At 60.4% G+C, this 23,603-nt stretch carries 21 protein-coding genes and 1 riboswitch; of the genes, 13 read left to right on the top strand and 8 right to left on the bottom strand.

Annotated elements, in window-relative coordinates:
* Nucleotides 1–16 precede the first annotated feature (16 nt).
* Complete coding sequence (locus C3F38_RS14950) at nt 17–1,033, bottom strand: iron ABC transporter substrate-binding protein (protein ID WP_047730668.1); 1,017 nt, start codon at nt 1,031–1,033, stop codon at nt 17–19.
* Nucleotides 1,034–1,443: 410 nt separating this feature from the next.
* Between C3F38_RS14950 and C3F38_RS14945 the strand changes: the two genes are divergently transcribed.
* The 5 genes from C3F38_RS14945 to C3F38_RS14930 all read left to right on the top strand — a co-directional run bounded on the left by C3F38_RS14945 (nt 1,444) and on the right by C3F38_RS14930 (nt 6,395).
* Nucleotides 1,444–3,063: an ABC transporter substrate-binding protein gene (locus C3F38_RS14945; RefSeq protein WP_055317558.1), complete on the top strand. Its 1,620-nt coding sequence runs from the start codon at nt 1,444–1,446 to the stop codon at nt 3,061–3,063.
* Between the two features lie 142 nt (nt 3,064–3,205).
* Nucleotides 3,206–3,379: riboswitch (M-box (ykoK) riboswitch) on the top strand.
* A gap of 73 nt (nt 3,380–3,452) precedes the next feature.
* Nucleotides 3,453–4,475 carry a magnesium transporter gene (locus tag C3F38_RS14940; RefSeq protein WP_055312597.1) on the top strand — a complete coding sequence of 341 codons (1,023 nt, stop codon included), beginning with the start codon at nt 3,453–3,455 and terminating at the stop codon, nt 4,473–4,475.
* A gap of 135 nt (nt 4,476–4,610) precedes the next feature.
* Complete coding sequence (gene mgtS / locus C3F38_RS26240; protein WP_004938109.1) at nt 4,611–4,703, top strand: protein MgtS; 93 nt, start codon at nt 4,611–4,613, stop codon at nt 4,701–4,703.
* Nucleotides 4,704–4,812: 109 nt separating this feature from the next.
* Nucleotides 4,813–4,992 carry a hypothetical protein gene (locus C3F38_RS14935; RefSeq protein ID WP_004938106.1) on the top strand — a complete coding sequence of 60 codons (180 nt, stop codon included), beginning with the start codon at nt 4,813–4,815 and terminating at the stop codon, nt 4,990–4,992.
* A gap of 26 nt (nt 4,993–5,018) precedes the next feature.
* Nucleotides 5,019–6,395 carry a cation diffusion facilitator family transporter gene (locus C3F38_RS14930; protein ID WP_048234025.1) on the top strand — a complete coding sequence of 459 codons (1,377 nt, stop codon included), beginning with the start codon at nt 5,019–5,021 and terminating at the stop codon, nt 6,393–6,395.
* Here C3F38_RS14930 and C3F38_RS14925 read toward each other — a convergent pair.
* From C3F38_RS14925 to C3F38_RS14915, 3 genes are all read right to left on the bottom strand, one after another.
* Nucleotides 6,338–7,183, bottom strand: coding sequence for an inositol monophosphatase (locus C3F38_RS14925; protein WP_055317557.1), 846 nt, complete (start codon nt 7,181–7,183; stop codon nt 6,338–6,340). The two genes, C3F38_RS14930 and C3F38_RS14925, sit on opposite strands and share 58 nt — an antisense overlap.
* Before the next feature lie 66 nt (nt 7,184–7,249).
* Nucleotides 7,250–7,690 carry a GNAT family N-acetyltransferase gene (locus C3F38_RS14920; RefSeq protein ID WP_055317556.1) on the bottom strand — a complete coding sequence of 147 codons (441 nt, stop codon included), beginning with the start codon at nt 7,688–7,690 and terminating at the stop codon, nt 7,250–7,252.
* A 47-nt stretch (nt 7,691–7,737) separates the two neighbouring features.
* Nucleotides 7,738–9,465 carry an ABC-F family ATP-binding cassette domain-containing protein gene (locus C3F38_RS14915; RefSeq protein ID WP_055317555.1) on the bottom strand — a complete coding sequence of 576 codons (1,728 nt, stop codon included), beginning with the start codon at nt 9,463–9,465 and terminating at the stop codon, nt 7,738–7,740.
* Between the two features lie 450 nt (nt 9,466–9,915).
* On the opposite strand from C3F38_RS14915, the gene C3F38_RS14910 reads away from it, so the two are divergent.
* Nucleotides 9,916–12,345 (top strand): DUF3772 domain-containing protein, encoded by a 2,430-nt coding sequence (locus C3F38_RS14910; RefSeq protein ID WP_065794267.1) that lies wholly within the window; start codon nt 9,916–9,918, stop codon nt 12,343–12,345.
* Nucleotides 12,346–12,391: 46 nt separating this feature from the next.
* Here C3F38_RS14910 and C3F38_RS14905 read toward each other — a convergent pair whose 3' ends face one another.
* Nucleotides 12,392–12,556 carry a hypothetical protein gene (locus C3F38_RS14905; protein ID WP_223294939.1) on the bottom strand — a complete coding sequence of 55 codons (165 nt, stop codon included), beginning with the start codon at nt 12,554–12,556 and terminating at the stop codon, nt 12,392–12,394.
* 129 nt (nt 12,557–12,685) lie between these two features.
* Here C3F38_RS14905 and C3F38_RS14900 point away from each other — a divergent pair, with 129 nt between their 5' ends.
* Both C3F38_RS14900 and C3F38_RS14895 read left to right on the top strand, forming a co-directional pair.
* Nucleotides 12,686–13,501, top strand: coding sequence for an alpha/beta fold hydrolase (locus C3F38_RS14900; RefSeq protein ID WP_055317247.1), 816 nt, complete (start codon nt 12,686–12,688; stop codon nt 13,499–13,501).
* A gap of 55 nt (nt 13,502–13,556) precedes the next feature.
* Nucleotides 13,557–14,018: a GNAT family N-acetyltransferase gene (locus C3F38_RS14895; RefSeq protein WP_038871698.1), complete on the top strand. Its 462-nt coding sequence runs from the start codon at nt 13,557–13,559 to the stop codon at nt 14,016–14,018.
* A gap of 49 nt (nt 14,019–14,067) precedes the next feature.
* Here the strand turns inward: C3F38_RS14895 and C3F38_RS14890 are convergent, their stop codons facing one another.
* Nucleotides 14,068–16,206: a TonB-dependent siderophore receptor gene (locus tag C3F38_RS14890; RefSeq protein ID WP_369916773.1), complete on the bottom strand. Its 2,139-nt coding sequence runs from the start codon at nt 16,204–16,206 to the stop codon at nt 14,068–14,070.
* Nucleotides 16,207–16,593: 387 nt separating this feature from the next.
* On the opposite strand from C3F38_RS14890, the gene C3F38_RS14885 reads away from it, so the two are divergent.
* From C3F38_RS14885 to C3F38_RS14865, 5 genes are all read left to right on the top strand, one after another.
* Nucleotides 16,594–18,036: a diguanylate cyclase gene (locus tag C3F38_RS14885; protein WP_047730670.1), complete on the top strand. Its 1,443-nt coding sequence runs from the start codon at nt 16,594–16,596 to the stop codon at nt 18,034–18,036.
* Between the two features lie 104 nt (nt 18,037–18,140).
* Nucleotides 18,141–18,491, top strand: a complete 351-nt coding sequence (locus C3F38_RS14880; RefSeq protein WP_055317248.1) for a DUF1428 domain-containing protein — start codon at nt 18,141–18,143, stop codon at nt 18,489–18,491.
* 11 nt (nt 18,492–18,502) lie between these two features.
* Nucleotides 18,503–18,976, top strand: a complete 474-nt coding sequence (locus C3F38_RS14875) for a VOC family protein (protein WP_038871542.1) — start codon at nt 18,503–18,505, stop codon at nt 18,974–18,976.
* 26 nt (nt 18,977–19,002) lie between these two features.
* Nucleotides 19,003–19,692 carry a VIT family protein gene (locus C3F38_RS14870; protein ID WP_038871544.1) on the top strand — a complete coding sequence of 230 codons (690 nt, stop codon included), beginning with the start codon at nt 19,003–19,005 and terminating at the stop codon, nt 19,690–19,692.
* Nucleotides 19,693–19,800: 108 nt separating this feature from the next.
* Nucleotides 19,801–21,138 (top strand): D-serine ammonia-lyase, encoded by a 1,338-nt coding sequence (locus C3F38_RS14865; protein ID WP_055317249.1) that lies wholly within the window; start codon nt 19,801–19,803, stop codon nt 21,136–21,138.
* Between the two features lie 48 nt (nt 21,139–21,186).
* Here C3F38_RS14865 and C3F38_RS14860 read toward each other — a convergent pair whose 3' ends face one another.
* Both C3F38_RS14860 and C3F38_RS14855 read right to left on the bottom strand, forming a co-directional pair.
* On the bottom strand, nt 21,187–22,623 hold the full coding sequence (locus tag C3F38_RS14860) for a 6-phospho-beta-glucosidase (RefSeq protein ID WP_094966299.1): 1,437 nt from the start codon (nt 22,621–22,623) through the stop codon (nt 21,187–21,189).
* A 130-nt stretch (nt 22,624–22,753) separates the two neighbouring features.
* Nucleotides 22,754–23,488: a MurR/RpiR family transcriptional regulator gene (locus C3F38_RS14855; RefSeq protein ID WP_047730675.1), complete on the bottom strand. Its 735-nt coding sequence runs from the start codon at nt 23,486–23,488 to the stop codon at nt 22,754–22,756.
* Between the last annotated feature and the right edge of the window lie 115 nt (nt 23,489–23,603).

Below are 23,603 nucleotides of genomic sequence, written 5' to 3'. Positions count from 1 at the left end.
GGTTTGCCGGCGGGCCTTACAGCAGGCCGGCTTCGGTCATCAGTTCGACCACTTTTTTACTGTTCAGCTGCGCGGCGTCTACTTTCGGTGCGTCCAGATCTTTCAGCGGCACCAGTTTCGGGTTGGAGGCCGCGCCGACGCCGACGGCGTATTCGAAGGCGTTGTTGGTACGCAGGATCTCTTGGCCCTGTTTGCCGGTGATCCACTTGATGAACGCCTGAGCCTGCTGCTGATGCTTGCTGGAAGCCAGCACGCCGCCGCCGGAGATGCTGACGAACGCGCCCGGATCCTGATGTTTGAAGTAGTACAGCTTGATGTTGTTGCTGTTTTCGCCGGTTTTAGCGCCATCCACGAACGGGTAGTAGTGATAGATCACGCCGCTGTCGACCTGGCCGGCATTGACCGCTTTCATTACCGTGCTGTTGCCCTTATAGGCGGTGAAGTTGGTTTTCATCGCTTTCAGCCATTCCAGCGTCGCTTTCTCGCCTTTCAACGCCAGCAGCGCGCTGACGATCGCCTGGAAATCGGCGCCCGACGGCGAGGCGGCCCAGCGGCCTTTCCATTCCGGCTTGGCCAGGTCCAGCAGCGACTTCGGCAGCTGCGCTTCGGTCAGCTTGGCCGGGTTGTAGACGAACACGGTAGAGCGGGCGGCAATACCGATCCAGCGGCCGTGGCTTGGGCGATACTGCGGTTCCACCTGGGCCAGCGTCGCGGCGTCCAGCGGGGCGAACAGCTTGGCGTTATCCACCAACACCATCGCCGGGGAGTTTTCCGTCAGGAAGACGTCGGCAGGTGAAGCGCTGCCTTCTTGCACCAGCTGATTGCCCAGCTCGCTGTCGCCGCCGTTGCGCAGCGTGACCTTGATGCCGGTGTCTTTGGTAAACCCGTCGACCCAGGATTTCACCAGGTTTTCATGTTGGGCGTTGTAAATGACGATGCCCTGATCGGCGGAGGCCGCCTGAGCGCCGAAGGCCAGCATCATCGAGGAGGCGAGCAGGGCGACGGGGCCGAGAGATGAAATACGCAGCTTCATGCAGTTATCCTTTTTAGCGTTCGAATGAGGAAAACGAATATCGCCTGGCAAGCGCAAGCAGCCCGATTTTAGCCAAGAACATCAATAATGATAGTGAAAACGATTCGTATTAAATTATTTTTGACGATCGCTCACAAAATGAATTGCCCTAAGGATAAGTTAAGTTTCGGCTGGAATAATCTGTATTGATTGCCTGAATTTATTTCACCGTCGGTTCGCGACGTTCCCGTTCGGCGATGCCGGCCGCCGCGCCCTCCCGCTTGCTTTCGTCAGTTTTCGCCACTATTTCGTTGATAATGAAAGAAATTCAACACCGCTTTTGGTTATGACTCATAGCGATTAATGATTTAATTTATTCTACTGCCACATTGCATATTGAACGCGATAAAACACTTAACAGGGATATCGACGTGAAATATTCATTTAATGGCAAGAAATTGGCTGGTTTAATCCTCCTGGTTTTTAACGCGACGACAGCTCAGGCGGCCGACGTACCGGCGGGCACTAAACTGGCGCCGGTACAGGAATTGGTGCGCGCCAACGGCTATGAGCCGGCGACGCTGGATCCGAACCTGGCCGAGAGCAATGTGGAGTTCTACATCTTCAACGATCTGTTCGAAGGTTTGCTGCGCGTCGGGAAAGACGGCGAAGCGATCCCGGCGCTGGCGCAGAAATGGGAGCATCAGGGCAACGTCTGGACCTTCCATCTGCGGCCGCAGGCCAAATGGTCGAACGGCGATCCGGTGACCGCCGACGATTTCGTCTACAGCTGGCGGCGCCTCACCGATCCGAAAACCGCGTCGCCTTACGGCAGCTATCTGGCTTCGGCCTACGTGCTGAATGCCGCGGCGATCAACGCCGGCAGCAAACCGCCGAGCGAGCTGGGCGTCAAGGCGCTGGACGCGCACACCCTACAGGTGACGCTGTCGGAGCCCAATTCCTACCTGCTCAAGCAGCTGGTGCATTTCCCGGTCTTGCCGGTTAACCGCAAGGTGGTGGAGCAGTACGGCAAGAACTGGACTCAACCGGCGCATTTTGTCGGCAACGGCGCGTTCCGCCTCAGACAGTGGGTGGTGAACGAAAAGGTGGTGGTGGAACGTAACCCGCAGTATTGGGACAACGCCAACACCGTGCTCAACAAGGTGACGTTCTTGCCGATACAGGGCTTCCCGGAAGTGGCGCGTTTTCGCGCCGGCGAGGTTGAGTTGGGGTATACCACGCCGCCGGAGCTGTATCAGCAGCTGAAAAAAACGCTCGGCGAGCAACAGCTGGTGACCTATCCGCTGCTCTCCACCAGCTATTTCGCCTTCAACAACCGCCAGGCGCCGTTTAACGACCTGCGGGTGCGCCAGGCGCTGAATCTGGCGCTGGACAAAGAGATTATCGCCGGCAAGGTGCTGGGATACGGGCAACAGCCGGCCTGGACCTTTACCCCAACGGGGGCGGGTGGCTATAGCCTGCAGCCCGGCGCTGCGGCCGGCTGGACGCCGGAACAGCGGCACGCCCAGGCGAAGCAACTGCTGGCGCAGGCCGGTTTCAACGCCGAGAACCCGCTGCGCTTTACCGTGCTGTACAGCAACGACGCCACCATCAAGAAGATCGTCATCGCCGCCGCCGCCATGTGGAAAAAGAACCTTGGGGTAGAGGCCCGCTTGCAAAGCCAGGAGCGTAAAGTGACGCTGGATAATATCAACCGCGGGCAGTACGGCGTGGCCTTTACCCGCTGGCTGGCGGATTACAACGATCCATCCACCTTCCTGAACGTGTTCCGTTCCGACAGCAGCGAGAACAGCCCTAAATACCATAACCCGGACTATGACCGTATTCTGCATCAGGCGACGGCGGCGCAGACGCCGCAGCAGGTGCAGCAATATTTCCAGCAGGCCGAGGCGGTGCTGGCCGCCGATACGCCGGTGGCACCGGTGTACTACGAGGCCAACGCCACGCTCATTAAACCCTACGTGAAGGGGATCGATTTTACCCCTCAAGGTGCCTTGTACGATAAAAACGTCTATCTTCTCGAGCACTGAGAAATAAAAAAACGGCTGATTTATATCAGCCGTTTTTTTAGATTCGCGTTTAATAACATTATCCTAAATACTCCATAAACGACGGGCAATCTTTTCTTCCCGCTGAAGAAAATACCGCCTACACTGCGCCGGTAGTTTATATGCAGTATCTCGTTTGGCGAGGCTCCTATACAAACACAGGTTACTGATCTGACGACATCGAGAGATGCCCAAGGTTAAGACAGGCTTTATCGGATTAAGGTTCAGCCCAAAGTAACTTCCGAGCAACAATTCGGATACGTTGTATAGTGCTAAAACCTGGACGCGGAGATAGGCAGTCTGCACTCCCTCTGTGGTTACGCCCCTATGCGATTCGCTGTTGAAGTTCAAAACAGAAATAGGGACTGACAATGATAAAGTCACATCAACATTATTCTTCTCCGGCGCTGAGCGCGACCGAAACTCTCGACGAGACCTCGGTCGCCGGCTATATGAACGCCGATTTCATTACTGTTCCCGCGACGATGACGGTCAATCATGCCCGGGAATATTTACTTTCACAGCTAAAAACGGACGAAATTCCCACCCGGGTATTTATTACCGCGGACGATTATCATCTGCGCGGCACGCTGTCGGTGAAAAAACTGCTGCAGTGCGACGAGCGGGATAAAGCGGTTGGCGTGATGATGGACCACAGCTATTTTCAGGTTTCGCCCGACGACGATCGTAACGACGTGGCGCATCTGCTCGGCAAGGGCGGCCTGGACGTGGTGCCGGTCGTGGCGAACAACACGCTGGTCGGCGTGCTGGGGGAGCGAGAGATCGCCCGCCTGGTCGAGGATGAAAACACCGAAGACGCACAGCGCCAGGGCGCGAGCCTGCCGCTGGACAAGCCTTATCTGGAGACCAGCCCGTGGGCGCTGTGGCGTAAACGTTCGGTGTGGCTGCTGATGCTGTTCGTCGCCGAAGCTTACACCGGCAACGTGCTGAAGGCGTTTGAAGATCAGCTCGAAGCGGCGATCGCGTTGGCGTTCTTCATCCCGCTGCTGATCGGCACCGGCGGCAACAGCGGCACCCAGATCACCTCGACGCTGGTGCGCGCCATGGCGCTGGGTGAGGTCAGCCTGCGCAACCTGGGCGCGGTGATCCGCAAGGAAGTGACGACCTCGCTGCTGATCGCCGTCACCATTGGCCTGGCGGCCTGGGTACGCGCCTGGATCATGGGCGTCGGCATGGAGGTGACGTTGGTGGTCAGCCTGTCGCTGGTGGCGATCACCGTGTGGAGCGCGATTGTCTCGTCGATCATTCCGATGCTGTTGAAACGTCTCGGCATCGATCCGGCGGTGGTATCGGCGCCGTTTATCGCTACCTTTATCGACGGCACCGGCCTGATTATTTATTTCAAAATTGCCCAGCAGGTATTGGGTATTTAACCGCGCTCCGCCCGATGTTGCGGGCGGAGATGTAAAGCCTTAATGAGGAGGACGTTAAAAAACATGGATACCGACCAACCCCGATATTTAACGCAAGGGGCTTTTATCGATAACATTTAACCTGAGGACAAAATAATGGGAAACATGACTATTTTTATGGGGTTCCTGGCAATGATCAGCTCACTGGGCCTGTTGGCGGCCTATATGAGCACCAAATGGGATGATTGATGAACGCAAAAGATCCGCCTAGATGCATCCTCCCCGTAACCGCTATTTATTATGGGGAGGATTTTTAGCGGCGCGCCGAACGTGCGGCCTGATACGGGAGTTGATAATAATGACGATTCTTATTCTGGGATTGCTCTACGCCATTTTAATGATCTCGGTGGGTGTTAATGAGATTTATTTTTATTCCACCGGAAAATCCAATTTTCTTACTAGCCTCATGCTGACATTTTCTGGCAGTATGCTGTTGATCGCCTTTGTCTGGCAATTATCCTCTAAAGTAAAAAAATAAATCACCGTCCGAATGTGAGCAGCATAATGCAGAATGAAAAACAGGCCGTGGCCAGAAACTCGATGATCGCCAGCGGGTTGCTGGCTACGGGCAAGTTCGTCGCCGGTATTTTTACCGGCAGTATTGGCCTGATATCCGAAGGGATCCACTCTTTTACCGATTTTATCGCCACCAGCATCACCTGGCTGGCGGTGCGCATCAGCGATAAGCCCGCCGATGACGATCACCACTTTGGCCATGGCAAGGTGGAAAACCTGGCGGCGCTGTTCGAGGTGCTGCTGTTGCTGGGCGCCGCCGGCTGGATCGTTTATGAGGCGGGCAGCAGCCTGCTCGGGCAGCCGCATGAGATCGTCGCCGCGCCGGTGGTGATTGCGGTGCTGCTCATTTCCATCTGCGTCGATTTCTTCCGCGTGCGGGCGCTCAACCGCGTCGCCAAAGCGACCGACAGCGCGGCGCTGGAAGCGGATGCGCTGCATTTCTTCTCCGATATGCTTTCGTCCGGCGTGGTGCTGCTGGGCATGGTGTTTGTGCTGCTGGGCTTTGGCCGCGCGGACGCCATCGCCGCGCTGATCGTCGCCGGCTTTATCTTTGTCGCCGCGATCAAACTGGGCAAACGCTCCTTTGACTCGTTGATGGATGCCGCACCGGCCGGGGCTACCGAGGCGATCCGCGCCACGCTGGCAAGTTTTCCGGCGGTGCTGGCCTGCGACAGCGTGCGTATCCGCAACGCCGGCGCGGTGCTGTTCGTCGAAATCACGGTGGCGGTGTGCCGCACCTTGCCGCTGGAACGCATCGACGCGCTGAAGCGAGAGATCGTCGAGCGGCTGCGGGAGCAGTACGCCAGCGCGGAATTCACCGTCATCGCGGTGCCGCAGACCCGCAGCGATGAAGACATGGCGACGCGCATTCGGGCGATTGCCGCCAACCACGGTGCGCAGGTGCAGAATGTGACCTTGCAGCAGCTGCCGACGCGCATGGCGATCGGCATGGATTTGGCGGTGCCGGCCAACGCCAGCGTGGCGCAGGCGCATGACATTGCCACGGAGATAGAGGGGATCCTGCGCCAGGCGATCGGTGAAGACACCGAGATAGAGACGCATCTGGAGCCGCAGACGCCGCATTGGCTGACCAGCGAGGATGTCGATGCGACGGAGCTGGCGGATATTCGGCGGATCTTGCAGTCGGCGCTGGAGCAGGGGGAGAGCGTGCAAGACGTACACAACGTCCGCGCGCGCAAGACCGACGGGGGCATTATCGTCAACTTCCACTGCCGGGTGTCGCCGGCGGTCACCATCGCCGCCGCGCACGATGCGGTTGATCGGGTCGAGCGCCGGCTGCGCTCGCTTTATCCTGCCATCACGCGTGCGATAGGGCACGTCGAGCCGATCAAGCCCGGCATTTGAATCAGTTCGGCCAACTGCGGGTAGAGCGCCGCGTTGGCCAGCAGCAGCGGGTTGCCGTGCCGCAACCCGCCGTTGTGCATAAAGTCATTCGCCACGCCGCTGGCTTCGCGCGTCAACACCCACCCAGGCAGGCTGTCCCAGGCATTCATGTGCGGTTCGTAATAGCCCAGCAGCCGACCGGCGGCCACCTGGGCGGTCATCAACGCGCCGGAGCCGCTGCGCACAAACATCCCTCCCGCCTGCAGCAGGCGACAGAGAAAGCCGCTGAATTCCGCCGCTGAAGCGCGCAGTGAAATCCCGACGCCCATCACGCCATCCGCGACGCTGCGCCCGGCATGCACGCCGATCGGTGCCCCGTTGAGAAAGGCGCCGTGGCCGCGACAGGCGCGGAACATCTCGCGGTGGTTGGGATCGTAGACCACGCCTATCGTCGGCTCGCCGTCGATCACCACGCCTATCGCGATACACCAGGTATGCAATCCGTTCAGGAAGCAGGCGGTGCCGTCAATCGGATCGACGACCCAAACGCAGGCGGCGTTTTCGCCGGTGCTGCCGCTTTCCTCGCCGAGAAACCCGTCCTGAGGAAAGCGGCGGCTGATCATACGGTGGATCAGCGCTTCGACGCGGCGATCGGCCTCGCTGACCACGTCCTGCAGCCCCTGTTTGAAGTTGACAGCCAGGCTTTGCCGCCGTTGATAAAAGCTGAAAGCGAGATCGGCGGCGGCGCGGGCGATCTCACGCGCAAAGCGGTAGCGCGCCTCGATGTCCCGTGGGGAAAGTGAAGTCATGACAGGCTCAATAGCAAAGAACGAATCGGTTTACCCTGCCATAAAAGGATGAAGGTAATGTGTCGCTCAGCGCGGTGGGGATGAAAAACGCAGCTGCATTGTGGCATCGGGGGCCGAAAGCGGTTCGGTCGTGGCCCCGGCCGGTATTACCGCGCGCCAAAATGCCAGCCCGCGCGGATTCTCCGGGCTGACCGACAGCGACCAGCCGCCGGGGTGCTGCGTGAACAAGGCGTGGGCGGCCCGTTGCCCCAGCCCGGTGCGCCGCCACTCGGGCTTGACGTAGAACTCCGCCATTTCGACGGTGGCGCTGTCCAGGCACCGGACCAACGCGAAACCGGCCGTTTGCCGATCGCTCAAAATCAAATAGGGGTAGCGGCCGACCTCGCGCCAGTAGAGCGGCAGATAGGGGTAATCGCCATCGGCGCCCAGCTCGCGAAGGCAATCGGACAGCATGACCGCCAGCAGCGGCCGCTGCGCGCGTGTAGCTTGCTCAAGGGAAAATGCCATGTCGCACTCCGTCAAGAAACAGGCCGCCGGAGGGCGGCCTGTCAAGGTTAGCCCAGATTCAACCGGGCGGTAATGTCGGCAATCTCGCGGCGCCAGCGTGCCTGAAGCGCCGGTTTCTGGTGCTTTGGTTTGCGCGCCAGATCATCCTCCAGTTTGCTTTCGAGGGCAAACAGGGCCGTCAACAGCGCTTCTTCGCCTTCCAGTCGCTCATCCGGCGTCGGACCGCCTGCGTTGGCTTTGTCCGCCGTCGGCAGCGCCGGCGCTTCGCCCGCCAGGCGCTGATACACCGGCGCCAGATCGTGCCACTCCTCCAGTTTTTGCTGGTCGATCAGCCAAAAGCGGTTGCAGCTCTGTTCGATTAGCATCCGGTCATGGGTGACCAATATGACGGCGCCGGCGAACTGGCGCAGCGTTTCCGCCAGCTCTTCTTTGCCAGCCATGTCCAGGTGGTTGGTGGGCTCGTCCAGCAGCAGCGAATGGTTGGCCAGCGTCAGGCCGACGAACAGCAGCCGCGAACGCTCGCCGCCGCTCAGCGAACGGATCTGCTGATGGTGGCGCAGGTAAGGGAAACCGGCGCCGATCAGCGCCATTTTCCGCTGTTCCTCGGTCAGCGGCGCAAACTGCGCCAGCGCTTCGCTCAACGTGTCTTCATCGCGCAGCTGTTGCAGGCTCTGATCGTAATAGCCGATGCGCACGCGCGGGTGGAAGATCGCCGGGCGTTCAGCGGGGTGCTGATACGCCTGCCACAGCAAGCGCAGCAGTGACGATTTCCCGCAGCCGTTGCGCCCGATGATGGCGATGCGATCGCCGCTTTTGACGCGCAGATGTTCCAGGCTGAACAGCACCGGCGCATCCGGCGCCGGGCGCACGGCCCATTGCTGCAGCGCCAGCAGGCGATCGGCGTCCAGCGCCTCTCCCTGTAATCGCAGCCGCCACGGGCTGCCGGCGGTCAGGGTGGTCTGTTCTTCCTTCAACCGATCGACGCGCTTTTCCATTTGCTTGGCTTTGCGCGCCAGATCTTCGTTGTCATAGACTTTGCCCCAGATCGCCAGGCGTTTGGCGCTTTTTTCCACCCGGTCTATCTCTTTTTGCTCCGCCTGGCGCCGATGCTCGTCCGCAGCGTCCTGTTCCGCCAGTGCGACGCGCGCAGCGGAGCAGGGCAAACGGAAGAACTGCAGCGTTTTGTCGCGCAGGATCCAGGTGCAGTTGGTCACCTGATCGAGCAGATAGCGATCGTGCGATACCAGCACGAAGCTGCCGCTCCAGCTGCGCAAGAACTGCTCCAACCACAGTAGTGTGGGCAGATCCAGGTGGTTGCTGGGTTCGTCGAGCAGCAGCAGATCGGGCTGGCGGATCAGCGCGCGCGCCAGCAGCAGGCGGGTGTGCTGGCCGCCGCTGAGGGTGCCGGCGGTCAACGTCCAGCTCACCGGTTCAAACCCCAGCTCGGCAAGCAGCGCTTCACAGCGCCAGCGTTCGCTGAGGTGTTGGCCCGCGGGCAACTGCGCCAGTACCGCATCCAGCAGGGTGCTGGCGTGCAGCTCAGGCGGCAGGTGTTGTTCGATGCGCGCCATCAGACATTGGTGTGACAATGTCACCGTTCCGCTGTGGATGGGCAGGGCACCGCTAAGCAGTTGCAGCAGGGTGCTTTTGCCGCAGCCGTTGTCGCCGATCAAACCGATGCGATCGCCTTTTTTCAGGCTGAAGGAAATCTCGTTCAGCAGGACGCCGAACGCGTTGTCGTAACCGACAGATTGTGCAGACAGTAGTGTGCTCATTGCTTACTCAAGAGTTACAGGCATGACAATGCCTATCGTCAAACATCGCTGACGACAACCCGGTAAGCCGGAGGGAAGATCCTGGATTTTAGTAAGCTTCGCTCAAGCTGGGTTATCGCAGCACGATACCGGTAATGCTTGAGCGGCGACGATTACCAAAGAAGTGTGAGTGAAAAAACAATTCACACATCAGCATAGTAAGTCTCCTTTTATTGGTTGCAGGTTAATCGGTGGCAGGAGTATAGAGCGCTTTGCGCCGCGCCGCCAGTGGAAAAGCGCCTGAATAATCAACAGGCTAAGTCCGGTGGGAGCGCGTGGCACATAATGGGAATAATTACTGTATTTCGGCCGACATTAAGCAGCTATTATAATTAGCGTTTATGGTTAAGCGGCGGTTCATCCGCCGCCTGTTCGTCTGTCTATCAGATAATGATGCTGAGCACTGAATTTATGTTAAAGCCTCGCCCGTTCCTGCTGTTGTTGTTATTGCTGTTGGGTTTGCAGCTGACGCCACTCGCCGCCGTTGCCGCTACCCAGGATGATCCCGCCGCCGAAAGCGCGCCCGATCCCGCCACGCAGCTGAAAGCCGCGCAAAAGCAGTTGGACAGCATGAAGCAGCTGGTTTCCAAAGCGACCACCGATACCCAGCTCAGCAAACTGCGGCTGGCGACCGACGATCTGGTCGCCAGCATGGAAAAACTTGCCACCGATCTGCAGCCCGAGCAGGACAAACTGAAAGCGCAGCTGGACGTCCTGGGGCCGGCCCCGGCGGCCGGCGCGCTGCCGGAAACCCCGGCGGTGGCCCAGCAGCGCAACGCGCTGAACAACAGCAAAAAGCAGCTGGATGACGCGGTGAAACGCGCGCAGGCCATCAAGAGTAGTGCCTTCGAGCTGGGGCAGCAGATTGGCGATCTGCGCCGGGTGGCGTTTAAAACCCAGCTGGCGCTGAATACCGGCAGCATTTTGGGGATCAAATTCTGGGCGCCGGTGGTGCAGCCGTCAGAGGATGACGTACAGCGGCTGGATCAGTTCAACGCCGAGATGAAAGCGGCCTGGGACGCCAGTTGGCAGGACGAGTGGCGGTACGGCACGCTGGCGTTGCTGGCGCTGGCGGTGATTGTCTGGTCCTGGGGGCGCTATTTTTCCGAGCGTTTTCTCGCCTGGTTCAGCATCCGTTTCCTGCCGGACGGGCGCTTGCGCCGCAGCTTCATGGCGATCGTTACCGTGGCGGTGACGGTGGTGACCACCTCCATCGCGCTGAACCTGCTGTATTACGTCTTTGTGCGCGTGCAGCCGCTGCCGGTGATGCTGGAGGATTTCGCGGAAGGTTTCAACCGTCTGGGAATTTTCTGCGCGCTGATCGCCGGGCTGGGGCGTGCGGCGCTGTCGTTGAATCGCCCGTCGTGGCGTCTGGCGTCCATGGATAACGACGTGGCCGCCGGGCTGCGTTACTTCTCGCCGCTGCTGGCCGGCCTGGCGCTGGCGTTCGGCACCGTGGAGCTGATCAACAACGTCGTCAGCGCTTCATTGGCCGCCACCATCTTCGGCAACGGCCTGGTGGCGGGGCTGATCGGCATGGTACTGCTGGCGGCGCCGCTGCGCGGCCAGCGCATTCGTCGCCGTCTGGAACAGCAGGGCGCGCCCCTGGAAAAACGCACGCTGGTCGGCGGGCTGGTGCACCTCGTCACCCTGGTCTGTTCGATGGTGATCCTGTTTTCCCTGCTTATCGGCTACATCGCCTTCGCCCGCTTCCTGACCTACCAGCTGATCTGGGTGGTTCTGGTGCTGATGGCGTTCTATTTTATGGTGCTGTTCGCCACCGATTTGTGCGCCGCGCTGTTTTCGCCGCAGACCGTCAGCGGCAAGATGCTGAAGAAAACGCTCAGCTTCAAGGATCGCCATCTGGAGCAGATGTCGATCATCACCACCGCGCTGGCCAAATGTTCCCTGTTGCTGTTGATGATCGTCGCGCTGTTTAACGGCTCATTCGGCAGCACCACGCCGGGCTCGCTGATAGATAAAATCGTCTCCATCCTGACCGGTGAAGGGTTGCAGCGTTTCAACATCGTGCCCGGCAACCTGCTCAACGCCGTGATCTGCCTGGCGATCGGCATCTATATTTTGCGCGCAGTGCGGCGCTGGCTGGGTTCTGAACTGCTGCCGAAAACCATCTCGGACGTCGGCATTCGCGCCTCGCTGGTGACGCTGTTCAGCAATATCGGCTATGTGCTGGTGATTCTGATCACCCTGGCGGCGCTGGGCATCCAGTGGAGCAACCTGGCGTGGATCGTCAGCGCCCTGTCGGTCGGTATCGGTTTCGGTTTGCAGGAGATCGTGAAGAACTTTATTTCCGGCCTGATCCTGCTGACCGAACGCCCGGTGAAGGTGGGGGATATGATCGGCATCGGCGGCGTGGAAGGCGACGTGCGGCGCATCAACGTGCGCGCCACCGAAATCCAGCTCAGCGACCGTTCCACCATGATCGTACCGAACTCGCAGCTGATCTCGCAGAACGTGCGCAACGCCACCATGGGCAACGCGCAAGGGGTGGTGACCATTGCGCTGACGTTCCCGACCTCCATCGATCCGGAGCAGGTGCGCAATATCTTGCTCAGCGCCTATAACGAGTACGAAACTATTCTGGAAACGCCGGCGCCTTATGTGCGCTTCAGCCAGCTGGGGCCGGACGGCATTATCCTGAGCGTGACCGGCTACGTGCCGAGCCCGCGCATGGTCGGCGCCACCAAGAGCGAACTGCTGTTCAATATCCTCAAGCTGCTGCGCGCGCAGGAAGTGAGCCTGTCCAGCCCGCAGGAAGTGGTGTTTATGAAGCAACAGGCGACGCGATACCAGACCAACGAAGAGGAGCACTCCTCCTAGTCCCCCTAAGGCGGCGGGCCGTTATGCGACGGCCCGCCGAACGCGGCTAGTACATCGACGGCTCCACCGATTGCGAGCAGTCGCTGTTGGCGCTGGATTTGGTGCAGGTATAAGGCTCATTCGGCGATGCCGACGGCGCATTCGACGGGCCGCCGCCGCCGATACACCCACTCAGCATCAGCATCAAAAACACGAGAATTATTTTCTTCATCTCACCGTCCTCCATTGCGATTCCTCCCTTAAGTATATGTCGGGAAAGCGAACGGCACCGCTCGCCGGGGCGATATATACTCCTTTGATGCCTTGTTGGCGCACAACGTCGGCGAATGAGGAGGAAAAGATGCAAACCGACGACGAGTTGACCCGCTTTGCCGCGCAGGGCGCGCCGCCGTTGCCGCCCACGTCCAGGCAGGGGTTTGTCGAACATGACGGGGCGCGCATCTGGTATGCCGCCTATGGCTCGGCGCCGACGGTGATCCTGCTGCATGGCGGCCTGGGCCACAGCGGCAACTGGGGGTATCAGCTGCCGGCGCTGCTGGCCGCCGGGTATGGCGTGCTGGTCATCGACAGCCGTGGGCACGGGCGCAGCACGCGCGACGCCCGGCCTTACCGTTACGATCGCATGGCCGATGATCTGTTGGCGGTGATGGACGCGTTGCGAATCCCGCACGCCGCGCTGGCGGGCTGGAGCGACGGCGCCTGTGTCGCGCTTATCGCCGCCCATCGGGCGCCGCAGCGGGTGGACGGCGTCTTTTTCTTCGGCTGCAATATGGATCCCAGCGGCGTTAAACCGCCGGCCGCCAATCCGATCGTCGAGCGCTGCTTCGCGCGCCACGTGCAGGACTATGCCGCGCTGTCGCCGACGCCGCAGGAGTTCGATGAATTTGTCGCCGCCGTGAGCCTGATGATGAGCAGCCAGCCGAACTACACCGCGCAGGAATTGGCGGCCATTCGTGTGCCGGTGACGGTCGTTCACAGCGAACACGATGAGTTTATCCGCGCCGAACATGCTGCCTACCTGAGCGGCAGCATCCCCGGCGCCCGTCTGGTGACGCTGCCGGGCGTCAGCCACTTCGCGCCGCTGCAGCGGCCGGCATTGTTCAACCGCGCGCTGTTGGATTTTCTCGTCGATGTGATGCCGCCGCCTGCGCGCTGACGTGCGCTGTTCTATGCTGGAGACGGGGCATTTTTACATCATCGAAGAGGACAACATGAGCGAAAGCATTGTGGTCAGGCCGCTGGAAGCGCGGGACTACGCCGCCTGGCTGGCGCTGTGGCAAGGGTATAACGCATTTTACGGCCGTGAGGGGGCAACGGCGCTGCCGGATGAGGTGACGCAGACCACCTGGCGGCGCTTTTTCGACGCCTACGAACCGATGTTTGCGCTGATCGCGGAGCATCAGGGGCAGGTGGTCGGGTTGACGCACTATCTCCTGCACCGCAGCACCATCCAGCTGCAACCTAACTGTTATCTGCAGGATTTGTTCACTGCGGAGACGGTGCGCGGCAAAGGCGTGGCGAGGGCGCTGATCGCGGCGGTTTATGAGCGTGCGCGGGAGCTGGGGTTGCCGCGCGTTTACTGGAATACCCACGAAACCAACCAGACCGCCATGCGGCTGTATGACAAAGTGGCGGAACGCCCCGGTTTTGTGATGTACCGCAAGGTGCTTTGACGCCTGGCGAAAAGAAAACGGGCGCCAAACGGCGCCCGGAGAGAGCGGCTTAAAAATCGACCGTCGCCTGGAGGCTGAGGCTGCGCGGTTCGCCTTCAATCACGCGCAGGTTACCGGCGCTGGAGGCATAGTATTCGCGGTTAAACAGGTTTTTCACATTCAGTTTCAGCTGGGTATGTTTGCCAAGCAGCTTGCTGTCCCAGGCGACAAAGGCATCCGCCACGGTATAGGCCGGCATGGTGAAACTGTTCTCCGGATCGCCGGCGCGGCGGCCGACATAGCGTGCGCCGCCGCCGACGCGCACCTCGCCGGGCACCACCGGCAGCGTCATGCGGTGGCTGAGGTACAGGCCGCCCATGTTGGTCGGGGCGTTGACCAGCCGGTTGCCGACGTTGGTCGGGTTGAGGTTGTCTTCGACGATCTCGGTTTTGTCGTAGCTGTAGTTGGCGGTGAGATCCCAGTTGCGCGCCACTTCGCCGTTCAACTCCAGTTCGACGCCGGTGGAACGCGCTTTGGGAATGCTGCGGGTCACGCCGTTGATAAAGATCGACATATTGCTTTCATCGATACGATAGAGCGCCAGCGTGGCGTCGAACGCCGGGGCGATCTGCCATTTGCCGCCCACCTCATAGGTGGTGCCGGTTTCCGGCGTGGCGACGTTGCCGTTATCGTCGATGGCGGTGGACGGCGTGAAGGAACGGCTGTAGTTACCGTACAGAGACAGGTTCGGCGTCAGCTTATACACCAGCCCCGCCTGCGGCAAAAACTGATCGTCTTTGTCATTGAGCGTATTTTTCGGCTTCTGGAAACCGTTGCTGTTGTTCTGGTAATACGACTGATAGCGTGCGCCGAGCACCGCAATCCACCGGTCGGTGAGATGAATGCTGTCCTTGGCGTACAGGGAACGGCTGAACAGCGTGGCGCGCAGGTTGCTTGACGCGTCGCTGTAGGTGGTGCTGTCGGTGACCGGCGTTTCGCCATACGCCGGATCGTACATGTTGAAGGTCTTCGAGACCTTGCCGCGGTAGGAATAGGCCTTGTAAGTCTGGTTCTTCTCGTAGTCCACGCCCAGCAGCAGGTCGTGCTGCATGCCGAACAGCTGCGGCGAACCGGTCAGATCCCAGGAATAATAATCGGTCTGGTGATTGAAGCCGCGGTTGGCGTCGGCGCGGCGCGAGACGATGCCGGTCGTGGTGTCGACCGCGGTGGCGCGCACTTCGTTGCTGTCGTAACGGCGCTGCAGCCAGGCGTAGTTGAGGCGGGTGGTCCAGATCGGATCCAGCGCATATTCATAATGGGCGTTCAGGCGTTTGTTCTTGCCCCAGGCGCGGTTGGCGTAGTCATCCAGCCGGCGGTTATAGGGCACGTCGACCGGTTTGCCGTCGATAAACGCGGTGCCGCGATCGTAAGGAATGTCGTACTTGTATTCGCTGTAGGCGATGTTAAAGGAAGCCTGGTCGCCGAACCAGCTGAGTGAAGGCGCGATCAGCGTGTGTTCGTCGCTGCCGAAGTTGCGCCAGTAATCCTCGTGCTGGCGCTCGGCGATCAGGCGAAAGGCGAAGCCGCCGCCCAGCGGGCCGGTCACATCGACGCTGCCGCTGCCGCCGCCGAAGCTGTTGGTGGCGCCGCTAATGCGGGTGTTCCAGTCATACTGCGGTTTTTTGCTGATCAGGTTGATGACGCCGCCGGGGCTGAGGATGCCATACAGCAGCGAAGCGGAACCTTTCAGGACCTCGACGCGATCGGTGGTGGCGTCCATGCTCAGCCCCTGGTTGCTGCGCACGCCGTCGATGAACACCGAACCGTCGGAGTTAACCCCAAAGCCGCGTTTGACGAAGCCATCCTCGGTGCCGCCGAGCGTGTTGCCCTGGGTGACGCCGCTGACGAATTTCATCGCGTCATTGACGCTTTTGACCTGGAAGTCGTCAATCACCTGCGAGGTAACGACGCTGACCGATTGCGGCAGTTCACCGATTGGCGCGGCGGTTTTGCTGCCGGTTGAGGCGGTATCGGCGCTATAGCTGCCGGCAGGCAGGGCGGTGGCGGTCACTGTGATGGCGTCTTCCTTTTTTGCGTCGGGCGCGGCGGCGATCGCCAGAGCGGGGAACAGGCCGGCAAGCAGGGGCAGCGTACGCAGAACGTGATTTTTATTTCTTTTATTGGGGTGGCGAAGAACTGACTGGTGCATATCATTCCATGGTGAATTATAAATAATAACGATTATCATTATAATTATTATTTAATTGACTTGGATAGAGGACAAAGGAGAGATCCGCGCATTGCCCGATTTTATTTTGTCATCAAAGAAAAAGACGGTGGTTTTAGCGGTAAAAATCCGACGAGTTGACCATAATGATCAAGACGGTCGGGATGCCTTGGCAGTTTCTGCGCCAGATGGGTGAGTATCGTCAATATATTGATACACAAATATATTTTTCCTTGATGAATAAACAGGTGTCCAGGCCGGCAAAACTGGCAATAATAGGCGGGTCGGCCGTTTATCTTCTCCTCATCGTCGACGGTTGTGACACGCAAAGACTGTCACCTTACGCTAGCGGAAGTCTCTGGATCCAAGATGCAAACCACCTCGTTGTCCGATACCCGGAAAATCTGGCCCGCGCTCATTATTTTTTTACTGGTGTTCACTCTGTGTCTGCTGGGCATCGTGAGCCGTCCCGGCAGCTTTCTGGCGCTATTCTGGCCGGCTAACGCCGTGCTGCTGGCCGTTTTGGTGCGCCGCCCGCAGTGGGCGACGCGCGCCGGCTGGGGAATGGCGGTGCTGGGCTACCTGGCGGCGGATCTGTTGACCGGCAGCGCGTTGGAGAAAGCGCTGCTGCTGAACGCCGCCAATCTGGCCGGCGTGGTGGTGGGCTATCTGCTGTTCATGCGGCTGTCGCCGCCGGCGCGCATGTTGCAACGCGGTGCGTCCAGCATGTATCTGTTCGGTATCTGCCTGGCCGCCGCCGCCGCTACCGGCTTGGTGGGGGCCGCTGCCTCGCAGTGGCTGTTCGGCAGGCCCTATTTGACCTCGCTGGCGCTGTGGTTCTCATCTGAATTCACCAACTACGTCACGCTGATGCCGTTCATTCTGGTGTTTCCCGCCGATTGGCGACATCGCCTGCGCGCGGCCTGCGCCATGTTGATACAGCGCAGCCAATGGCCGCAGGCGGGGGGGAAACTGGCGGTGTTGGCGCTGCTGGCGCTGGCGGCGGTCTGCAGCGTGCTGATCGGCGGCCCCGGCGCGGTGATCTTCCCGATGCCGGTGCTGCTGTGGCTGGCGATGTCCTTTTCGCTGTTCAGCACCATGATCGCGGTGCTGGTTTACGTGCTGTGGTGCCATCTGGCGATCGATTTCGGGTTGCTTAGCACCACGCTCGACATGAAGGTGCTGCAGAACGCGGTATCCATGCGCCTGGGCATCGCGCTGCTGGCGCTGGGGCCGATCGCCGTCGCCAGCATGAACTATGCGCGCAACGCGTTGTTGCGCACGCTGGAGCACGTGGCGAATCACGATGCGTTGACCCACGTGCTGACGCGCAATGCGTTTATGCAGCGCGGCGAGCGGGTGATCGATCAGAAAGGCGAGCTGGTGTGCGTCATGATGCTCGACATCGACTATTTCAAATCGATCAATGACCGTTTCGGCCACGCCGGTGGCGATCAGGCACTGATGGCGTTTACCCGTGCGATCGCCGCCGATCTGAACGTCAACGATCTGTTCGGCCGCATGGGCGGCGAAGAGTTTGCCATCGTCTCGACGCTCGGCCAGCCGCAGCAGGGGTTGCAGCTGGCCGAACGGCTGCGGCAACGCATTGAGGCGGAATCGATCACCATGCCGGCCGGCCATCCGCTGCAGATCACCGTCAGCATCGGCATGGTGACCTGCCCGGGCGGTTCCGGCCATAGCCTGGCCGACCTGCTCAAACTGGCGGATCTGGCGGTATACAAAGCGAAAAATGCCGGCCGTAACCGGGTCGCCACGCCGGAATCTTACCCGCCGAACGATCCGGGCCGCTGAACTTCCGATCCGGGCCGCGCGCCCGCCGTCTAAACTGGTAGGGGCACGGGCAACGTCCGCCCGTACTGAACCGACTGTCCTTAATCAGACAAGAGGATACCAGGATGAAATACGTAGACGGGTTTGTGGTGGCGGTGCCGGCCGCCAACAAGGAGGCTTATCACCGGCTGGCGGCCGCTGCAGCGCCGTTGTTCAAAGAGTTTGGCGCCACGCGCATCGTGGAGTGTTGGGGCGATGACGTGCCCGACGGCAAACTCACCGACTTTCGCGGCGCGGTGAAGGCGCAGGAGGGCGAAGTGGTGGTGTTCAGCTGGATAGAGTACCCCTCCAAGGCGGTGCGCGACGCCGCCAACCAGAAAATGATGAACGATCCGCGCATGAAGGCGCTGGGTGAAATGCCGTTTGACGGCAAACGCATGATCTTTGGCGGGTTCGCGACGATCCTCGATGCCTGAAGGAGGCGCCGATGGCCAGAATTACGCAACATCTGTGGTTTGAAAAAGACATGGAGGCGGCGCTGAATTGCTACGTCGCGCTGATCCCCGGTTCGTCCGTGAACTGGTTTTCCGTTCTGCCGGCGGATACGCCGAGCGGCCCGGCCGGCAGCGTGAAGCTGGCCTCCTTCACCTTGGGCGACCAGCGCTATGCGGCGATCGAGGCCGGGCCGTTGGATCCGTTCAATCACAGCTTTTCCGTGATGGTGGAATGCGACGATCAGGCGGAGGTTGACCGGCTGTGGGATGCGTTGAGCGAGGGCGGCGAAGCGGAACAGTGCGGCTGGCTGCGCGATCGCTGGGGGTTGTGCTGGCAGATCGTGCCGCGGCGCCTGACCGAGTTGATGAACGACCCCGACGCCGCGCGCGTGCGACGGGTCACGGAAGCGATGCTGCTGATGGGCAGAATCGACATCGCCGGCCTGGAAGCGGCGGCGCGGGGCTAGCGGAAAGAGAACGAGGGAGAGAAAGAATGCATCGAGAGCGGCACAGTATTGAACGCATCGGCTGGCTGCGGGCGGCGGTGCTCGGCGCCAACGACGGCATCGTCTCAACGGCCAGCCTGCTGCTGGGCGTGGCGGCGGCCAGCGCCTCGCATTCCGCGCTGATGATCGCCGGCGTCGCCGGGTGGGTGGCGGGCGCGATGTCGATGGCCACCGGCGAGTACGTGTCGGTGTCGTCGCAGGCGGACACCGAAAAGGCCGCGCTGGCCGAGGAACAGGCGGAGCTGCTCGAAGACTATCCGGGTGAGTTCCGCGAACTGACGTCTATCTACGTGCATCGCGGGCTGGATCCGGCGCTGGCCCGGCAGGTAGCGGAAAAGCTGATGGCGCATGATGCGCTGGAGGCCCACGCGCGCGACGAACTGGGCATTTCCGCCGCCACGCGCGCCCGGCCGCTGCAAGCCGCGTTGGCATCGGCCCTCAGTTTCTCTCTCGGCGCGCTGTTGCCGCTGCTGGTGGCGCTGTGGGTGCCGGTTGCCTGGACACGTCCGGCGCTGGTGGCATCGGCGCTGATTTCCCTCGGCATTCTCGGCGGCATCGCTGCGAAAACCGGCGGTGCGCCGATCTTGCCGGGCGTGGCGCGTATCCTGATCTGGAGCGCCCTGGCGATGGCGGTTTCCTCCGGCGTCGGCATGCTGTTTGGCGTCGCGGCCGGCTAGCGCCGCGCTTGCATCAATCTGCTGCACCTCAAGTTCAGTATTTATCATTTGTCAGCCGCCGGCGTTCACGGCATGGTGACGGCAACGCCAAATCAGTCAGGGACATTTATGCAAAAATCACAGATTCAACCGTGGGTTGCGCAGCATCCGCTGCTGCAACGAATGGTCGCCCTCGAGCCTATCACCTGGTTCAATCCGCGTGCGACAACGCTGGCCGCAGGCTTGCCCCATGTCGGCCTGACCGCCGCCGACGTCGCCGCAGCGGAGCAGCGCCTGGCGCGCTTCGCGCCTTATCTCGCCGCGGCCTTTCCCGAAACCCAGCCCACTGGGGGGATCATCGAATCCGAGCTGGTGGCGATCCCCGCCATGCAGCAGGCGTTGGATCGGCGCTATGGGCTGCAACTTGGCGGGAAGCTGCTGCTGAAAAAGGACAGCCATCTGCCGATCTCCGGCTCAATCAAGGCGCGCGGCGGCATCTACGAGGTGCTGACGCACGCGGAAACGCTGGCGCTGGAGGCGGGGCTGCTGCAGACCGGCGACGACTATACCCGGCTGTTTTCCGACGAGTTTCGTCAGTTCTTCAGCCAGTACCGCATCGCCGTCGGATCGACCGGCAATCTGGGATTATCCATCGGCATCATCAGCGCCCGGCTGGGGTTTGACGTCAGCGTGCACATGTCGGCGGATGCGCGGGCGTGGAAGAAGCAAAAGCTGCGCGAAAACGGCGTCACGGTGGTGGAGTACGCCGAAGATTACGGCGTGGCGGTCGAGCAGGGGCGCAAGCAGGCGGCGAACGATCCGCGTTGTTTCTTTATCGACGATGAAAACTCGCAAACTCTGTTCCTCGGCTACGCGGTGGCCGGCGGCCGCCTGAAGCGGCAGTTCGCCGAGCAGGGCATCGTGGTGGACGCGCAGCACCCGCTGTTCGTGTATCTGCCGTGCGGCGTCGGCGGCGGGCCGGGCGGCGTGGCGTTTGGCCTCAAGCTGGCGTTCGGCGATCACGTTCACTGTATTTTCGCCGAACCGACCCATTCGCCCTGCATGCTGCTCGGCGTCTACAGCGGGCTGCATGACGGCATTGCGGTGCAAGATCTCGGCATCGACAACCGCACCGCGGCGGACGGGCTGGCGGTGGGGCGCGCCTCCGGCTTTGTCGGCCGGGCGATGGAGCGCCTGCTGAGCGCGTTTTACACCCTGAGCGATGAAGAGATGTTTGCGCTGCTCGGGCTGTTGGACAAGCACGAGCATCTTCAGCTGGAGCCGTCCGCGCTGGCCGGCATGGCCGGGCCGTGGCGCGTTGCAGCCCATGCGAAGGCGCTCAGCGAGCAAGGCATCAACGCCGAGAGTCTGGCGCAGGCGACGCACCTGGTATGGGCGACCGGTGGCGGCATGGTGCCGCCGGCGGAAATGGCGAAGTATCTCGCCGCCGGGCAGGCGGCGGAATAAGGCGCAGTAAAAAGGGGCGAAAATCGCCCCTGATTGCCTGCCGTGCGGTTACAGCTGTTCGCCGTTGCTGGCGATCACCCGGCGGTACCAGTCGAAGCTCTTCTTGCGTGAACGCTCGAGCGTGCCGGTGCCGTCGTCATGCTTGTCGACGTAGATGAAGCCGTAGCGTTTGCTGTACTCGCCGGTGGTGAACGATACGCAGTCGATGCAGCCCCACGGCGTATAGCCGATCAGGTCTACGCCGTCTTCAATCACCGCTTTCTTCATCTCTTCGATATGGGCGCGCAGATAGTCGATGCGATAGTCATCGTTGATCCGGCCGTCCGCTTCCACCTTGTCGAAGGCACCGAAGCCGTTCTCCACGATAAACAGCGGCTTCTGGTAGCGTTCATACAGCACGTTCAGCGAATAGCGCAGCCCGACCGGATCGATCTGCCAGCCCCAGTCGGAGGCTTTGACGTGCGGGTTAGGCACGTTGCCCGGGAAGCCGAACATGCCGTCACTGCCGTCCACCGCGTTAGCCTGCAGGGCGTTGCTCATGTAATAGCTGAAGCCGATGTAGTCGGTGCAGCCCTCGCGCAGGATCTGCGCGTCCTGCGGCTGCATCTCGATCTTCAGCCCTTTGCGTTCCCAATCGCGCAGCAGGTAGCTTGGGTAGTAGCCGCGCATCTGCACGTCGGTATACAGATAGCGTTGGTGCATCGCCTCGACGGCGTACATCACGTCGTCCGGCTTGCAGGAATACGGGTAGAACGGCACGCAGGCCAGCATGCAGCCGATCTTGAATTCCGGGTTGATCTGATGGCCGAGTTTGACCACCTGCGCGCTGGCGACGAACTGGTGGTGCAGCACCTGGTACAGCGCCTGTTCCGGATTGTCTTCCTGGGTGTAGTCCACGCCGGAGCAGCAGTAGCCGAACAGCGGATAGCGGTAGTTGCTCTGGTTATTGATCTCGTTGAAGGTCATCCAGTACTTCACTTTTTCGCGGTAGCGGCGCATCACCACCTCGCTGAAGCGCACGAAGAACTCCACCACCCGGCGATTTTTCCAGCCGCCGTAGGCCTTCACCAGATGGTAAGGCATTTCGAAGTGGGACAGGGTGATCACCGGCTGGATGCCGTATTTCAGCAGTTCGTCGAACAGATCGTCGTAAAACTGCAGGCCGGCCTCGTTCGGCGTCGCTTCGTCGCCGTTCGGGAAGATGCGCGTCCAGGCGATCGAGGTGCGGAAGCATTTGAAGCCCATCTCGGCGAACAGCGCCACGTCCTGCTTATAGCGGCCGTAGAAATCCACCGCTTCGTGGTTAGGGTAGCGATAGCCGTCGAGCACGCCGTCGGTCATCACGCGATCCACGCCGTGCGAGCCGCCGGACAGCACGTCGGCGATGCTGGGCCCTTTGCCGCCCCGATCCCAACCGCCTTCAACCTGGTGCGCGGCGACCGCGCCCCCCCACAGAAAATCCTTCGGCAACTGTTTCATCGTCAATGTCTCATCGGTTTATTTAATGAAGGGTAATAACGCTGCGTTGGGAATAGAGTAGCAAGACCGAAAGAAATGTCACGATATAACAAATCACCGTGGAAAGTGATTTGTCACAATAAAAAAACAGCCTGTTTTATTTTGCCGAATTAATATGCCCGAGCCGTTTACCGATGGTTTCAATAATGTAAAGTACGGGGATCTGCGTGGTGATATTGTGATGCCCGCCGATCAAATGCTGCGGAACGTGGTAGGAGAGGTTGAAGTCCGCCAGCCGCGCCAGCGAAGAGGTTTCGTTGTTGGTGATGCTGATGATCTTGCAGTGGTGCAGGCTGAACTGGCTGGCCAGCCGCAGGATCTCTTCGGTTTCGCCGGTGACCGACAGCATGATCGCCACCGCGTTTTTATACATGTCGCTGTTGACGGGATAATAAGGATCGTCGATGTGGGTGCTGAATTTCCCAACGTTGGAAAAGAAACGCGCGCCATATTTCCCCAACGCGCCTGAGGTGCTGATACCGACGAAAATAATCCGCTCGGCGGCGGCGATATGGTGCACCGCCTGATCGATCAGCTGATTAAACTCTTCGTTGCTGACGCTTTTAAAAAAACTGAGGATTTCGCCGATGCCGGAATCGGCCGGCGGCGCATCGGTTTGTTCCAGGTACAGCTTGAAACGGATGCGAAATTCCGAATAGCCGTCACAGCCCATTTTCTTGCAAAACCGCAGCACGGTGGTGGTGGACACGCCGGCGGCCTCGGCCAGCTCGCGGATGGTCATGTACATCACTTGATTCTTGTGTTTGCTGACGTAGGTATAAACCATCAGCTCCAGGGCGTTGAGCTCGGCGATTGCTTTATGGGTAAACATGAGTCGGTCCGGCGGCTGAAAACGGGAAGCTTATCTGCGGGTTAACATAGCAAAATTCACCGCTGCTGGCACTGCCGGGCAAAAAGAAAAGCCGCACCAGTCAGGCGCGGCCCAG

This window comes from Serratia sp. SSNIH1 (assembly GCF_002935055.1).
GTDB classification, from domain to species: domain Bacteria; phylum Pseudomonadota; class Gammaproteobacteria; order Enterobacterales; family Enterobacteriaceae; genus Serratia; species Serratia nevei.
Note: the sequence above shows the minus strand (reverse complement) of the source record. Positions and strands in the feature narration are given on the sequence as shown.

Excerpts from the sequence above, each read along its gene's own strand:
- C3F38_RS14950 (WP_047730668.1), bottom strand. The coding sequence starts at position 1,033 with ATGAAGCTGCGTATTTCATCTCTCGGCCCCGTCGCCCTGCTCGCCTCC.
- C3F38_RS14940 (WP_055312597.1), top strand. The coding sequence starts at position 3,453 with ATGATAAAGTCACATCAACATTATTCTTCTCCGGCGCTGAGCGCGACC.
- mgtS (WP_004938109.1), top strand. The coding sequence starts at position 4,611 with ATGGGAAACATGACTATTTTTATGGGGTTCCTGGCAATGATCAGCTCA.
- C3F38_RS14935 (WP_004938106.1), top strand. The coding sequence starts at position 4,813 with ATGACGATTCTTATTCTGGGATTGCTCTACGCCATTTTAATGATCTCG.
- C3F38_RS14930 (WP_048234025.1), top strand. The coding sequence starts at position 5,019 with ATGCAGAATGAAAAACAGGCCGTGGCCAGAAACTCGATGATCGCCAGC.
- C3F38_RS14925 (WP_055317557.1), bottom strand. The coding sequence starts at position 7,183 with ATGACTTCACTTTCCCCACGGGACATCGAGGCGCGCTACCGCTTTGCG.
- C3F38_RS14920 (WP_055317556.1), bottom strand. The coding sequence starts at position 7,690 with ATGGCATTTTCCCTTGAGCAAGCTACACGCGCGCAGCGGCCGCTGCTG.
- C3F38_RS14915 (WP_055317555.1), bottom strand. The coding sequence starts at position 9,465 with ATGAGCACACTACTGTCTGCACAATCTGTCGGTTACGACAACGCGTTC.
- C3F38_RS14910 (WP_065794267.1), top strand. The coding sequence starts at position 9,916 with ATGTTAAAGCCTCGCCCGTTCCTGCTGTTGTTGTTATTGCTGTTGGGT.
- C3F38_RS14905 (WP_223294939.1), bottom strand. The coding sequence starts at position 12,556 with ATGAAGAAAATAATTCTCGTGTTTTTGATGCTGATGCTGAGTGGGTGT.
- C3F38_RS14900 (WP_055317247.1), top strand. The coding sequence starts at position 12,686 with ATGCAAACCGACGACGAGTTGACCCGCTTTGCCGCGCAGGGCGCGCCG.
- C3F38_RS14895 (WP_038871698.1), top strand. The coding sequence starts at position 13,557 with ATGAGCGAAAGCATTGTGGTCAGGCCGCTGGAAGCGCGGGACTACGCC.
- C3F38_RS14890 (WP_369916773.1), bottom strand. The coding sequence starts at position 16,206 with ATGCACCAGTCAGTTCTTCGCCACCCCAATAAAAGAAATAAAAATCAC.
- C3F38_RS14885 (WP_047730670.1), top strand. The coding sequence starts at position 16,594 with ATGCAAACCACCTCGTTGTCCGATACCCGGAAAATCTGGCCCGCGCTC.
- C3F38_RS14880 (WP_055317248.1), top strand. The coding sequence starts at position 18,141 with ATGAAATACGTAGACGGGTTTGTGGTGGCGGTGCCGGCCGCCAACAAG.
- C3F38_RS14875 (WP_038871542.1), top strand. The coding sequence starts at position 18,503 with ATGGCCAGAATTACGCAACATCTGTGGTTTGAAAAAGACATGGAGGCG.
- C3F38_RS14870 (WP_038871544.1), top strand. The coding sequence starts at position 19,003 with ATGCATCGAGAGCGGCACAGTATTGAACGCATCGGCTGGCTGCGGGCG.
- C3F38_RS14865 (WP_055317249.1), top strand. The coding sequence starts at position 19,801 with ATGCAAAAATCACAGATTCAACCGTGGGTTGCGCAGCATCCGCTGCTG.
- C3F38_RS14855 (WP_047730675.1), bottom strand. The coding sequence starts at position 23,488 with ATGTTTACCCATAAAGCAATCGCCGAGCTCAACGCCCTGGAGCTGATG.